The sequence below is a fragment of the Pseudomonas sp. JS425 genome (genome assembly GCF_018223845.1).
GTDB classification, from domain to species: Bacteria; Pseudomonadota; Gammaproteobacteria; order Pseudomonadales; family Pseudomonadaceae; genus Aquipseudomonas; species Aquipseudomonas asiatica.
The window spans coordinates 5,408,144-5,421,259 of sequence record NZ_CP073661.1; the positions used below are offsets into that span (position 1 = coordinate 5,408,144).

Annotated in this window: 10 protein-coding genes and 1 pseudogene; 6 read left to right on the forward strand and 5 right to left on the reverse strand. The window is 58.5% G+C overall.

What is annotated here, in order from left to right; translation table 11 throughout:
• Window positions 1-3 precede the first annotated feature (3 nt).
• Window positions 4-1,038 carry a DUF4105 domain-containing protein gene (locus tag KDB76_RS24915; RefSeq protein ID WP_181126751.1) on the reverse strand — a complete coding sequence of 345 codons (1,035 nt, stop codon included), beginning with the start codon at window positions 1,036-1,038 and terminating at the stop codon, window positions 4-6.
• Entirely contained in the window at window positions 1,035-2,984 is a 1,950-nt protein-coding gene (locus tag KDB76_RS24920) for an alpha/beta fold hydrolase (RefSeq protein ID WP_249206209.1), read from the reverse strand. Before KDB76_RS24920 ends, KDB76_RS24915 begins: the two co-directional genes overlap by 4 nt.
• Window positions 2,985-3,185: 201 nt before the next feature.
• Here KDB76_RS24920 and phaR point away from each other — a divergent pair, with 201 nt between their 5' ends.
• Window positions 3,186-3,716: a polyhydroxyalkanoate synthesis repressor PhaR gene (gene phaR / locus KDB76_RS24925; RefSeq protein WP_181126750.1), complete on the forward strand. Its 531-nt coding sequence runs from the start codon at window positions 3,186-3,188 to the stop codon at window positions 3,714-3,716.
• 64 nt (window positions 3,717-3,780) lie between these two features.
• Here phaR and KDB76_RS24930 read toward each other — a convergent pair.
• Both KDB76_RS24930 and phaP read right to left on the reverse strand, forming a co-directional pair.
• Window positions 3,781-4,296 (reverse strand): annotated as a pseudogene (locus KDB76_RS24930) (acyloxyacyl hydrolase).
• Window positions 4,297-4,377: 81 nt separating this feature from the next.
• On the reverse strand, window positions 4,378-4,944 hold the full coding sequence (gene phaP / locus KDB76_RS24935) for a TIGR01841 family phasin (RefSeq protein ID WP_181126749.1): 567 nt from the start codon (window positions 4,942-4,944) through the stop codon (window positions 4,378-4,380).
• A 258-nt stretch (window positions 4,945-5,202) separates the two neighbouring features.
• Between phaP and KDB76_RS24940 the strand changes: the two genes are divergently transcribed.
• The 5 genes from KDB76_RS24940 (at window position 5,203) to gltS (ending at window position 11,969) form a co-directional block, all read left to right on the forward strand.
• The gene (locus tag KDB76_RS24940; RefSeq protein WP_181126759.1) at window positions 5,203-7,677 is read left to right on the forward strand and encodes a DUF3141 domain-containing protein; all 2,475 of its coding nucleotides are present in this window, start codon (window positions 5,203-5,205) and stop codon (window positions 7,675-7,677) included.
• Window positions 7,674-8,597, forward strand: coding sequence for a bifunctional enoyl-CoA hydratase/phosphate acetyltransferase (locus tag KDB76_RS24945; RefSeq protein ID WP_181126748.1), 924 nt, complete (start codon window positions 7,674-7,676; stop codon window positions 8,595-8,597). Before KDB76_RS24940 ends, KDB76_RS24945 begins: the two co-directional genes overlap by 4 nt.
• Complete coding sequence (locus tag KDB76_RS24950) at window positions 8,594-9,802, forward strand: acetate/propionate family kinase (protein ID WP_181126747.1); 1,209 nt, start codon at window positions 8,594-8,596, stop codon at window positions 9,800-9,802. The genes KDB76_RS24945 and KDB76_RS24950 overlap by 4 nt, the downstream gene beginning before the upstream one ends.
• Window positions 9,799-10,578, forward strand: coding sequence for an enoyl-ACP reductase FabI (gene fabI, locus KDB76_RS24955; RefSeq protein ID WP_181126746.1), 780 nt, complete (start codon window positions 9,799-9,801; stop codon window positions 10,576-10,578). The genes KDB76_RS24950 and fabI overlap by 4 nt, the downstream gene beginning before the upstream one ends.
• Before the next feature lie 170 nt (window positions 10,579-10,748).
• Window positions 10,749-11,969: a sodium/glutamate symporter gene (gltS, locus tag KDB76_RS24960; RefSeq protein ID WP_181126745.1), complete on the forward strand. Its 1,221-nt coding sequence runs from the start codon at window positions 10,749-10,751 to the stop codon at window positions 11,967-11,969.
• A gap of 10 nt (window positions 11,970-11,979) precedes the next feature.
• Here the strand turns inward: gltS and KDB76_RS24965 are convergent, their stop codons facing one another.
• Entirely contained in the window at window positions 11,980-13,005 is a 1,026-nt protein-coding gene (locus KDB76_RS24965; RefSeq protein ID WP_249206210.1) for an AraC family transcriptional regulator, read from the reverse strand.
• Window positions 13,006-13,116 lie beyond the last annotated feature (111 nt).

Here is a 13,116-nt window from a genome sequence, read left to right on the forward strand (position 1 = left end):
GCATCAGTCTCTACTCTCATTGTTGTGGTTAGCACCATTCAGAGCCGCCCAGCCGGGCACATCACTGCGGATCTTCCAGGAGAAATCCGCTGCATCATTGGCAATGCGGGCACGTTCAGTGAACCGTCCGCGCTGGCGAAGTTCATCGAGGCTGTAGCCGTCCTGCAGGCCATGGACAGACATGACGTATGCTGGCAGATAGCCTGTCAGTAGCAGGCGATAGTCGACCGGCAGGCCACCGATGATCGTCTGTAGCATGTCGAAGACGATGGTGGTGCAATTGGCCGTGATCGTATTGTAGAAGCGAGGCTGCTCGACCAGGGTGTTAGCCTGCTGCATGTAGGAAAGCAGCAACGCCCGCATCGCCTCGGGGGGCATGTCGATACGGTACAAATAGCTTTCTTCATCGCGCACATTTGTACGCACGCGCAAGGCATCACGCTCATCCGCGGCCACGATGCTCAGCTCGAACTGCTTGAAGAAGCCGCCAATCTCCGAATACGCCTCGCCCTTTTCCTTGCGCACCTCCACGGTAAACGTCAGAAAACGACCATCGTCGAAACCGAAGGAAACCAGCACATGGGCAATGGCCGACATGCCCCAGTAGGACGTGATCAGATCGACTGAAACGAGACGGTCGAGGTCGTAGCGGCGCGTTTCCCAGGCTATGCCATAGTCCGCATCGCTGCGCCAGTCGAAATTGCGCACGTTATGCAGAGTCAACTGGCCACCCGCGATCTCGCCATGGGTCATCTGGGCAACATCATCCGCCCAAATGCGCTGGTTCGACGGTTCCAGGCCGTTCCACCAGATCAACAGTAGCGCAAAGGACAACGCACAACCGCCGAGCGCCAGAACAACTCGACCGCGCCATAGCATGACCTGCAGGATGCCGCCGAGCAGGCACCAACCCGCGATCAACATCCAGGCAACGCCGCCCGGGGCCTGATAGGCCAGCGCTAGCGCGCCCCAGGCACTGATCAACAACAGGGCCAGCGACAGCACCCCGCGTACCAGAATACGCAGCAGACGGCTCATGGTGCGCGCATCTCGGCCACTTTGGGTGCGGCCAGTCCATCGAGGTGCTCATGCAGCACCCGGCGGATCTCGATGATCGCCTGCGGTGTTTCCTGCACGCTGTGCCAGGACGGCACGACCAGCTCCGAGTCGGCATCGACCAGGTGGGAGCTGGCATAGGGCACCACGCCATCGCTGGAGAGCAGCACATCCAGATCCGGGGTATAGTTGCCGATGATCGAGTGGTAGTGCACCCGCGGCGAAATGGGCAGCTCCGCTGCTGCCTTGACGAAGGGGTCCTGGTTGCTCAGGTTGTCGATACTGTTGAGCGGTCGCACCAGCGCCACCGGGGCGGCGGAATTGGGATCGACCAGCAACTGGGTGACCTCCTTGAAGCGGGTAAGCATCGACACCGGCATTTTCACCAGGCCCGCCGCCCAACGTGACACGCGGTTCTCGGCGAACGGAGTACCACGGTGCGGGGCTGCGGCGAAAATGGCCCGGCTTACCTGGGGCAACGGCTCGAAGTACAGGTAAGGGCCGAGGCTCGCCTTGGCCTTTTTCAGGCGTGCCCCCTTGATCTCGTAGCTACTCAGCATGGCATCCCACATCTGGTCACCCGACGAGGATAGCATCAACCGCGACAACACCCCGCCCATGCTGTGCCCCACCAGCACCATCTCGTGGCTGGCCTTGGCCGTGCCTTCGGGATCGAAATTCGCCAGGGTCTGCTCGATGGCCTGGCGAATGGCCTTGTTGTTGACGGCCAGCGGCAGATTGGTCGGATAGTAGACCTGCCAGATCTGGTAATTGCGGCGCAGCCCCTCATCGCCCAACACTTCGTTGGCCACGTTGATCCAGGCTTCCGGGCTACTGGCCAGGCCGTGCAGCATGACAACGACGCGCCGGTCCGGATCGAAGGGCTGCAGCAGGTAGACATGGGGCTTCTCCAGTACCTCGCCGCGTCCCACCAAGGTCAACAACGACTGTCTGGCAAAGCCCGAACGGGCCAGCCACAGGCCATAGCCCGAGGTGAAATTGGCCGCCAGCGGTGCCTGCATGCCAGCCATTTCCACGCTATCCTGGCGATAGGGGTCGTAACCGATTACCTCCACCTGATAGGTGCTCAAGACCTGCTCCAGCGTTTCCCCGGGGAAACGGGCCACAGCAGTGATCGCCGGAAACGGTGTTTCGCTCCACGACAGCTCGTCGCTGCTCTTGTTCACCACACGCTTGGCGGTCACCGCCACCAGCTCGGCTCCCAGACCGTCACGGCGGTACTGGTTGCGCAACCCGCCGAAGGATAGGGAGGCAGCGGGAATCAGCTCCTTGGGCAGGAGGCGGTCATCGGCCAGCCTCACGTCGGTCATATGGCCACTGATCGTCCAGCGTCCGGGTTTGAGGCGGAAATTACCCCGTGTGTCCTCGGGTGAAGGCGGGTGGCCGCGATAGCGCTCGAATACCTCGGTCAATGCCTGCTGTACGGAAAAGTTGTAATAATCACGCACCTGGGTCTGCCGGTCCTCCAACGCACGCTGGCTCGGGGTTCGGCGGGTCAGAAAGAGATAGGCATAGGCGTAACGGGCGCTCTCCAGATAGGCATCGATACGGGTCTCGGCCGCCATCACCTTGCTGCCGTCCTGGGCCTCCTTGAGCCACAGCTCAGCCAGAGAGGAAAGCCGCTGCTCGTCGCCCAGGCCCCTGGTGCCATCCAACGCCTGGCGACAGGCCGGCAGGTCCGCAAGGCAGCCCTTCTCGTCGGAGCCAACCACCTGCAAGGCAGCCACCGCCGACGCGCTGAGGTTGCCGGTCGTCAACACATCGCCACGGCGGAGGGCCAGGTAGTCGTTATTGCTGACCGCAGTCACCTTGACCCCGGCACAGCCAGCCAGTACCGCAGCCGACAAGACAAGCGACACCAGGCGCCGCGCCTGGTGGATGATGGAAAAAACGATCAGGGTATTCACAGTCAACTCATCACTTAAAATGGAGATTTAGCGGGCCACACGCTGCAACGAAACACTCGGCGCGCATCATGTATGTCACCATAATGATAATGTTCAAAGCATGTCCGGACTGACCAGGGAACGCTCGAGCATCCATCCTTGGCACCGGGTTACCCTCATTGAGTTACACTAAATACGATCGTTGCTTTGTTTGAGAACACCATGTCAAACCAGAACCGCCCGCGCCTGATCAAGAAGTACCCCAATCGCCGCTTGTACGATACTCACAGCAGCTGCCATGTGACCCTGGCCGATCTCCGGCAAATGGTCATTGACGAAATCCCCTTCCTGATCGTCGATGCGAAAAGCGGTGAAGACCTGACCCGCAGCATTCTGATGCAAATCATCCAGGAAGCAGAAAGCGGCGGTGAGCCAATTTTCTCCAGCGACATGCTCAAAAGCATCATTCGCTTCTACGGTCCGCTTCAGGGCATGTTCGGCGGTTACCTGGAAACAAGCATCCAGGCTATCATCGATATTCAAACGCAGACCGGTGCGCAATCCTCTCAGGCATGGAGTGAATTCATGCATAAACAGATGCCTGTGATGCAGGACATGATGCAGAAGTACATCGACCAGTCGAAGAGTCTCTATCTGAACACCCAAAATCTGTTCGGCCTATTCGGCAATATGTCTGCCGGAAGAAAAGCCGATAACAGCGAGTCAGATAACAACAATGACGACAAGGAGTAGCCTGGCTGCCCTTACTCAGGTGCCCGGATCAGTCTCGCCCACGCCGCGGCATGCCATGCACCAATCAGAATGACAAGCGGTAGTGCAGTGAATAGTTTTCCACACCGTTATTGGGCTTCTTGATACTGGCGTTGGAATAGTGGATGCCACGAATACCAACCTAGTGGCCACCATTGAAACGCAGCCCCAAACCAAGACGATCTTCAAACTGAAATGCAGAGCCCAGCTTGTTATCTTCGATGCGCGCATGCTCGAACGCAGCAATACCAATGCCCGCCTCGATGTAACGCCTGACCGCTTGCCCTGCGAACTCGTATACAAATACCGGCGCCAACGATAGGCTGTGATTGCCCGATGTCTCGTCGCCTTCCCAGTAGGTCTAACCGGCATCCCAGTAGCCGCTCAAACTGCCAACCAAACTCTCAAACCAACGGCTCGCGAAATTCCACTGGGCACTGACGCGATAAGTCATGGTCGACTCGCCCGTTTGCCCGACCGCCGCACTGAAATCGGCAGCCCTGGCCTCAGCCAGAGAGCATGCAAGGACTAAGGCGGCAACCACCGCACAACCTTTTTTCATAGACAGCCCTCTCTAGTTCTATAAGGCGCAACATGAAACGGGAGCGCCGATTCATCATCGGTAGCCCCCTAAAGAACTAATTCAGGACTGTTCGCGAGTACCAGCCGATGCCTTGCCAGTTGCCTGGCCGGCAGCGGAAGCTGCAGCAGCAACGCCGCTTTCGGCTATTTCACTGGCCTGTTTGGCTGCTTTCTGCGCGCTTTCATAGACGCTGCCTGCAGTTTGCAGTGCCGACTTGAACGCAGCGACCAGAGATTCCGAACCCGCGGGTGCGTTCTTGGCAACCGCCTCTACCAACTCCTGAGCCTGCTTGGTACCGGCCTCGACCTGACGCTCGACCAGTTTGGCGATTTCCGCCTGAGTACCGGACACCAGCTCATACACCTGGCGGCTCAATTCCTGTACGCGCTCGGCCTGATGCGTCGGCTGGGCGAGGGCTGCCTGCCACTCCATGAAAGCCTGCGGGTCACGCGCCGCCGAAAACTTGCGCAGGCTTTCGAACTGCGCGTCGCTGCTGGCCCGTAGCGTCTTGACCTGCAACTGGCCGAGCTGCTCGGCGCCTTCAAACAATTTTCCAGCAATCTGCTGCAGCAGATCAAGGCTGGACTTCTGAGACTGAGCCAGTTTTTCAGTATCGAACAAGGACATGTCGAGCCTCCTGGGCTTTGCTGATATCGACTCGATCACACTCATCTTTTGACCAAGCCTATTGGGCGCCCCTGCCACTCAGCGACGCACACCGATTATTGCATCGCAAAAAATATACCACAAGAAAATTTTGTGCACCGCAAAAATTCTTTGCCCGAGCTCACTGATTTGGTTATAAAAGCCTCAGCGAATCGCTTGCTCTCAACCGTAAACCCGGTGTTGGCAGCTGAGGATAGTGACCAGATACGGGAGACTACCATGATCAAGACTAATGATTTTGCGACGCACGAGGAGAGATTTTCCTCCTTCACCAATCTGTTTACCCACATAACGCGACTGCAAGAAATACACTTGGATGCGTTTCTAAAGTCTCTTACGCAGCGCAACAAGGAACTGCTTGCTCCGATCCGCGATGGCGACCTGACGCTGCCAAACATCAACCAGTGGTGGGAGTATCAGCAAGACCTTGGCCAACGCACCTTGCTGCTCTGGGACACCCTGCGTCAAAGGGGAGACAACACGTTGGCCCACGAGCGCGCCGGCTACCCACTGCTTCTCAAATTTGATTACGAGATCGTGATCGACGGTCACGACTTGCCTCATCCAGTCAACTATTCCCTGTTGCGGATACTACCTGGGGCGGACCATGTAATAGACGAACAACGTCGCCCAGTCGTCATCATTGATCCTCGCGGTGGGCACGGAGCCGGAATAGGTGGTTTCAAGGAGGACTCGGAAGTCGGCGAGAGCCTGCGCGCTGGGCACCCAACCTATTTCATCGCCTTCAGCCATATGCCCGAACCAGCACAAACCCTGCTCGACATTGGTGAGGCCGAAGCACGCTTCATCGAAAAAGTCAGAACCCTCCACCCTGAGTCAGATAAGCCCGTAGTAATCGGTAACTGCCAAGCCGGCTGGGCACTGATGGGCCTGGCAGCATCCCGCCCGGAACTACCAGGCCTGGTGATCATCAACGGAGCGCCGCTTTCCTACTGGGCAGGGGTCAACGGACGTAACCCGATGCGTTATGCCGGCGGCCTGCTTGGCGGTGCTTGGATGACCCGGCTCGGCAGTGATATGGGCAATGGGCGCTTCGACGGTACCTGGCTGGTCAGCAACTTCGAAAACCTCAACCCAGCCAATACGCTGTGGAGCAAGTACTATAACCTGTTCAGCAATATCGACAGCGAAGCACCGCGTTTTCTTGAGTTCGAGCGCTGGTGGGGTAGCCCCAGCATGTTCAACAGCGAGGAAATCGAAACCATCGTCGACGACCTGTTTATCGGCAACCGTCTGGCCAACGGGTTGTCGCGCCCCAGCACCGGTATCGATTTACGCCGTATCGAAGCGCCAGTCGTCGTGTTCTGCTCCTACGGCGACAACATCACCCCACCCCAGCAGGCGCTCAACTGGATTGCCGACGTCTACCCCAGCGATCTGGCTCTGCGTAGCGCCGGGCGCACCATCGTCTACCTACGCCATGCCAGCATCGGTCACCTGGGTATCTTTGTCTCCGGCAAGGTAGCGCGACGCGAGCATCGCCAACTGCTCGGGGCGATTGAGGCCATCGGATCGCTGCCACCAGGCCTGTTCGAGCTGATCATCGACGACCTGCCGCAACAAGACTCAGACGAGATGCGCTTCGCCGTGCACTTCGAGCAACGCAGCATCGCCGACATTCTGAACGATGATAGCGATGGTCGTGACGACGAACGCGAGTTCGCACTTGCACAGCGTGTATCTGAGGTCAACAGCGCATTTTATGACTGGATGGTGCGTCCATGGATCCGCCAACTGATTAACGAGCCAGTTGCCGAGGCCCTGCGCCGTCTGCACCCCTTCCATCTACAGCAGGTAGGCTGGAGCAGTCTCAACCCGGCGCTCTGGTGGTTGGCCGGAAGCGCTGCACTGATACGCGAAAACCGTCGACCAAGCGCCCAGGACAACCCCTTGCTCGCCTGGCAACAAGGTTTCTCCCGTCTACTGGAAGCACAACTGGATACCTATCGCGATGGCCGTGACGCAGGCCAGGAACTGCTCTTTCATAGCGTCTATGGTGGCCTAAGCACCCTGACCGGCGGCAAACAGCCAGCAACCCTGGAGGATCGTGCTCCGCAATGGGATAAGACGCTGACCACCCGCCTGCTTGACGAACTCCCCCATGGTAGCAGCCTGGAAGGGCTGATTCGCATCCTGTTCCTGGTTGGCCAGAGCGATCCCAGGGTCAGCAAAGAGCGTATCGAACAACTCGTCCATCAGGGCCGGGCATTGATCGAGGCGCTCAATGTGGATCCAGTGCGACTGCACAATAGCTACAACCTCCAGGGATTACTGACTTTCGCCCATCCCAAGGAAAGCCTGGAAACCCTGCCGCTGCTGATCCCCGTGCCCGAGCGCCAGCACGTTCTAGACGCCACCTTGTACTTGCTACCGGAACTAACAGACGGTGCAGGCCCAGCAGCGGCACAGTGGCGCGAGCTGCACCGCGTACTGAAATGCCCTGAGCCACAGTTCAAGCAAGTGGCTACACAGCCGAGCAGCAGCAAGGATGTCGCGACCCAGGCTGCATTGCCTGCACTCGAACCGGAAAGCGTCACCCGTGCAGCCGCGACAGCAGAGAAGGCCGCCGTGAAGGCAGCGGTCAAGCGCAGAACAACCAGCACCAAGAGTAATCCGCAAGAGAATACGACAGCGGCGCAGAAACGCGCGAAAGGCCAGGGTGAACAGCCATGAACCAAGACCATTTTGCCGGACTGCTGCAGCGCTGCGATGACCTGCCAGCACGCCCCACCGCCGTCATTCATCCGTGTGAGGCCGGCGCACTGCAAGGCGCACTGGAAGCCGCCCGCCTGGGCCTGATCGAGCCCATCCTGGTTGGCCCCCGAAACAGGATCGAGGCCACCGCCACAGCGGCAGGCCTAGATCTCGGCGGAATACCCGTGGAAGATGTACCGCATAGCCACGCCGCCGCCGAACGCGGCGTGGCTCTGGTACGCGAAGGCCGCGCCGAAATGCTGATGAAAGGCAGCCTGCACAGCGACGAACTACTTCATGCCGTGCTCGCTAGGGACTCGGGGCTGCGTACCGATCGACGCCTAGGTCACGTGTTCGCTATGAATGTACCCAGCTACCACAAGCCGCTATTCATCACCGATGCTGCGGTCAACATCCTCCCCAATCTGTACGAAAAAGCTGACTTGTGCCGCAACGCGATCGATCTGCTGCATGCCCTGGGCATCGAGCGGCCCAAGGTCGCTCTGATCTCGGCGGTGGAGACGATCACACCACAGCTGACATCGACGCTGGACGCCGCCGCACTGGTACTGATGTCCTTGCGTGGACAAATCAACGGTGCCCTGCTCGACGGACCGCTGGCCTTCGACAACGCCATCAGCGCACAGGCGGCCCAGACCAAGGGCATCCGTTCTGAGGTTTCCGGCGACCCGGACATCCTCTTGGTACCGAATATGGAGGCAGGCAATATCCTGGCCAAGCAACTGATTTATCTGAGTGCTGCCGAGGCTGCCGGGCTGGTGCTTGGTGCCCAGGTCCCGATCGTCTTCACCAGCCGTTCCGACAGCCCGCGCTCGCGCATCGCCAGTTGCGCACTGGCTCTGCTGCTAGCCAGCACGCAATCAGGGGCATCAACATGAGAGCGGCCGACACAGAACGCATCCTCACCATCAATGCCGGCTCGTCGAGCTTGCGCATCGGCTTGTTCGCTGCTCAGTACGGACAGGATCAGCCAACGCTGCTGGCTCGCGGAAAGCTGGACGGCATCGGCACCCGCCCATGCCTGCAGGCCAGCCGCGCCGACGGCAGCCAGCTGCTCGAACAGGAGTTTCCGGTCGCACAGGTTGCGAACATGCCCGCAGCATTCCGTCTTGTTGCCCTGGAACTGACTAAGAACTTGAGCGATGAGCCGCCGAGCCTGATCAGCCACCGTGTAGTACATGGCGGTGCAAGGTTCAGTGCGCCACAACGAGTAGATTCCGCACTGTTGGCGCAACTGCGAGAACTTGAACCTCTGGCTCCCCTGCACCAGCCCTACAACCTGGCACCGATCCAGGCCATCCTCGACGACAGTCCCGGCCTGGTCCAGATCGCCTGCTTCGACACCGCCTTTCATAGCGGACGCTCCCAGCTCAGCCAGTTGTTCGCCCTGCCCTACCCGCTGTATCAGCAAGGCATACGCCGTTATGGCTTCCATGGACTGTCATTCGAGTACGTCAGCCGACGCCTGAAAGAGGTGGCACCGGAACTCGCCAACGGCAAGGTGGTGATCGCCCACCTAGGCAATGGCGCCAGCCTGTGCGCCATCGAAGGCGGACGCAGCATCGAAGTGACCACCAGTTTCAGCGCCCTGGACGGCCTGCCCATGGGTAGCCGCTGCGGCGCGCTTGATCCAGGGGTGCTGCTTCACTTGCTGGCCAATGGCGAAGACGCCCAGAGCCTGGAGCAGTTGCTCTACCAGCGTTCCGGGCTGCTCGGTATTTCCGGTGTCAGCAGCGACATGCGCACTCTACGCGCCAGCCAGGCGCCCCAGGCCTTCCTGGCCATCGACTACTACGCCTACCGCATCGTCCAGGAGGTCGGGCGTCTGGCCGCCAGCCTCGGCGGGCTGGACGCGCTGGTGTTTACCGCCGGCATTGGTGAGAAAGATGCCGAGCTGCGCACCCAGGTGATCACGCGCCTGGCCCCGCTGTTCGACCTGCACCTCGATGAGCAGGCCAACCGCCAACATGCTGAACGCATCTCAAGCACGAGGAGCGCCAGAGCGGTGCTGGTAATACCCACCGACGAGGAAAGCATGCTCGCCAGGCATGCCTGGCAACTGCACTGTAAGGAACAATCATGAGCCTGATTGAAAATCTGTCCCTGCGCGGCAAACGCGGCTTGGTGGTCGGCATAGCCAACTCACAATCAATTGCCTGGGGCTGCGCCCAAGCATTGCACGAGCTAGGCGCGGAACTGGCGATAACCTGGCTAAACGACAAGGCTCAAGCTCATGTCGAGCCTTTAGCTAGCCAAGTTAACGCTTCGTTGACACAGGCCCTAGATGTCACCCACCCAGGAGAGCTTGAAGCCCTTTTCAAGCGTATTAGTGAGCAGTGGGGCAGGCTGGATTTCATCGTCCATTCTCTGGCCAGCGCGCCCAAAGATGAAATTCACGGACGCTTACTGGACAGCTCTAGCGCTGGATTCCAGCAGGCCATGGATATTTCCTGCCACTCCTTTATCCGCATGGCACGCCTGGCTGAGCCTCTGATGGAAAATGGCGGCAGCCTGATAACCATGAGTTATCTAGGCGCCCAGGAGACAGTCGAGGGCTACGCACTGATGGGGCCGATCAAGGCCGCTCTGGAATCTAGCGTCCGCTACCTGGCCGACGAACTGGGGTCTCGTAGTATCCGTGTTCACGCCATCTCACCCGGACCTATGCCGACCCGTGCAGCATCCGGCTTAAGAGATTTCGACAATCTGTTAAAGACATCGGCCCTTCGCGCGCCGCTACGTCGCTTGGTTAGTCTTGAGGAGGTCGGTGGCCTGTGTGCCTGGCTGATCAGCAATGCTAGCCGGGGACAGACTGGCGGCGTCCACTTCGTCGATGGTGGACTCAATATTCGCGCCTGATACGCGAATATCGAGTCCGTCCCCTTACCTTAAAAACCGGGATTTGTAGGAGCAATTTGGCTTCTACAAAAAGCCGCTACACCGTAGCTGACTAGCACTTGCCTTAGATGCCGCTCTCATTGCCGCATTATCAATGCAGATAGCTTTCAACGGCCTGACAAGGACTCCACATGCAGGGCACTGCTCTTTCGATTGATGGAATGGTCAGCTTCACCCTGGCGATCATGCTGCTGTTTCTGGGCAAAAGTCTCACCCAGCGCCACGAGCTATTGCGCCGTTACAGCATCCCTGAACCGGTGATCGGCGGCTTTTGCTGTGCAGCGGTCACCGCACTGCTGTACTTCACACTGGATATCGAAGTGAACTTCGAGCTGGAAGTGCGAGATGTGCTGCTGCTCTATTTCTTCGCTGCCATAGGTCTAAAGTCGGATATCCGCAATCTGGTCAAAGGCGGGCGACCACTGCTGATTCTGGTTCTGCTCGCCAGCCTGTTTATTGTCTTGCAAAATCTGCTGGGCATGGGCGTAGCAAGTGCCTTCGGCATGCCAGCCACCGCAGGACTGATGCTGGGCTCAGTCTCGCTGACCGGAGGGGTTGGGACAACTCTAGCCTGGGCACCGATTTTCAGCGAACGCTTGGGCGTCGAGAACGCGATGGAGCTGGGTATTGCGAGCAACACCGTTGGCCTGATCGCGGCCTGCTGTATTGGCGGCCCCATCGCCAAGTACCTCATTTCTCGCCACAAACTAATCCCCTCTCACAATCCGAATCTGGACGTCGGGGTACCGATGAGCCAAGCATCTAGCGTCAGCCCCATGAGCTATTACGATGTGCTATGGGCATGGATGTGGTTGAACTTGGCACTGATGCTGGGCCAAGGTATCAATCTGCTATTGCTCAATAGCGGCATCATTCTTCCAACCTTCGTCAGTTGCCTGATGGCCGGCATCCTGATCCATAACCTCATGCTTGGTGTCATTGGCAGCGAAAAGATGAAAAGCTGGAGCGGAGCCAGCCAAGGCATGGCACTCATTTCCGATATCTGCCTGGGCATGTTCCTGACCATGGCGCTGATGGGGCTGCAAATCTGGCAACTGAGTGGTGTGCTGGTCTTTGTACTCACCGTTCTGACTCTGCAGGTGCTGCTGACCATCCTCTACACGACGCTGGTGGTGTTCCGCTGCATGGGGCACAACTACGAGTCTAGCGTGATCGCCTCCGGTTTTGGTGGCATCGCTCTGGGTTCCACCGCCACGGCTGTAGCCAACATGACCGCAGTTACTCTGCGATACGGTGCAGCACATCAGGCATTCATCATCGTGCCGCTGGTTTGCGGTTTCTTCATCGATATCGTCAACGCGGTGATCATCGGCCTCATGAGCGGAGCCTGAACACTCGGGATCAACTCACAGCCGAATCCCTGACCAATTGCGTCCGATAGCGACCCGGCGGCATACCGTACCAACGCAGACAGGCCTTGTGGAAACTGCTCGATTCCTTGAAGCCCAGAAGCTCACCCACCCGCGACAGGTTGTAGGTATTGTTCCGCAAGTAGTACTCAGCCAGTTGCTGGCGCACCTCATCCAGTATGTCCTTGAAGTGAGTCCCTTCACCGAGCAAGCCCCGTTGCAGGGTACGCTTGCTGATGTTCATACAGACAGCCACCGCTTCCATGTCACAGGACCCCAGGTTGAGACGTTCGAGGAGCAGTCCGCGCACACGGGCGCTATAGGCGGTAAGTCGTAGTTGTGCCATCCGATGCCTGGCGAGATCGCCATGAAGCAAGGCCAGCGCCTCATTGCTGCTGCTCAGGGGACGTTGTAACGCCTTGCGGTCAAACAGAAGACTGACGCGCGGCGCCCCAAATTTAAGTTCACAAGCGAACAACCGCTGGTGCTCGGTAATATCCAGGGGTTGAGGATACGTGAATTCGACTTCCAGCAATTTCGGCAAGTTTTTGCCCGTAAGCCAGCGGCAGAAGCCAAGCACCGAAGCCAACCCGGCATCCTCTAATGACCTGGGTTTGCTTAACTCGGAATCGGGCTGCTCGATGTGCCAAAAACGCAGACCATCGCCCTCCTCCGAGAGTCCAAGCGTAACACTGTTGCTCAACAGGGGGGCAAACTGCACCATGTGCTCTATCGCCTGCCGCAGGTTCGCACTGGACATCATCACGTAACCAACCAGTTGGAAGCTACCCGGAAGAAAATGCCGGTAAGCACTCAGGCCGATATCCACATTCCTGGATACCTCCGCAACCAATGCCATCAATCGATAGACATCTGCCCGACGCACGAGACTGTCCAGCCCCGTCAGCCCCCCCACATTGATGCCCACACGTTGGCACAGAGAAGTGGAGTCGAGACCTTCGCCCTCCATGAGGTTCACCAGTTGAGCAACGAACCCGGCATTGATCTTGTATGTCACCCATGAATCTCCATCCAACATCCTGAAGGCGGCAGGCTAAAGCTCTAAAACAATTGCTCTTATGATACAGATCAACATCTGCAACTCTCCACGAAAAATAGCCTGAGAAGC

Coding starts and splice junctions, on each gene's coding strand:
- KDB76_RS24950 (WP_181126747.1), top strand. CDS start 8,594: ATGAGAGCGGCCGACACAGAACGCATCCTCACCATCAATGCCGGCTCG.
- KDB76_RS24945 (WP_181126748.1), top strand. CDS start 7,674: ATGAACCAAGACCATTTTGCCGGACTGCTGCAGCGCTGCGATGACCTG.
- gltS (WP_181126745.1), top strand. CDS start 10,749: ATGCAGGGCACTGCTCTTTCGATTGATGGAATGGTCAGCTTCACCCTG.
- KDB76_RS24940 (WP_181126759.1), top strand. CDS start 5,203: ATGATCAAGACTAATGATTTTGCGACGCACGAGGAGAGATTTTCCTCC.
- phaP (WP_181126749.1), bottom strand. CDS start 4,944: ATGTCCTTGTTCGATACTGAAAAACTGGCTCAGTCTCAGAAGTCCAGC.
- fabI (WP_181126746.1), top strand. CDS start 9,799: ATGAGCCTGATTGAAAATCTGTCCCTGCGCGGCAAACGCGGCTTGGTG.
- KDB76_RS24915 (WP_181126751.1), bottom strand. CDS start 1,038: ATGAGCCGTCTGCTGCGTATTCTGGTACGCGGGGTGCTGTCGCTGGCC.
- phaR (WP_181126750.1), top strand. CDS start 3,186: ATGTCAAACCAGAACCGCCCGCGCCTGATCAAGAAGTACCCCAATCGC.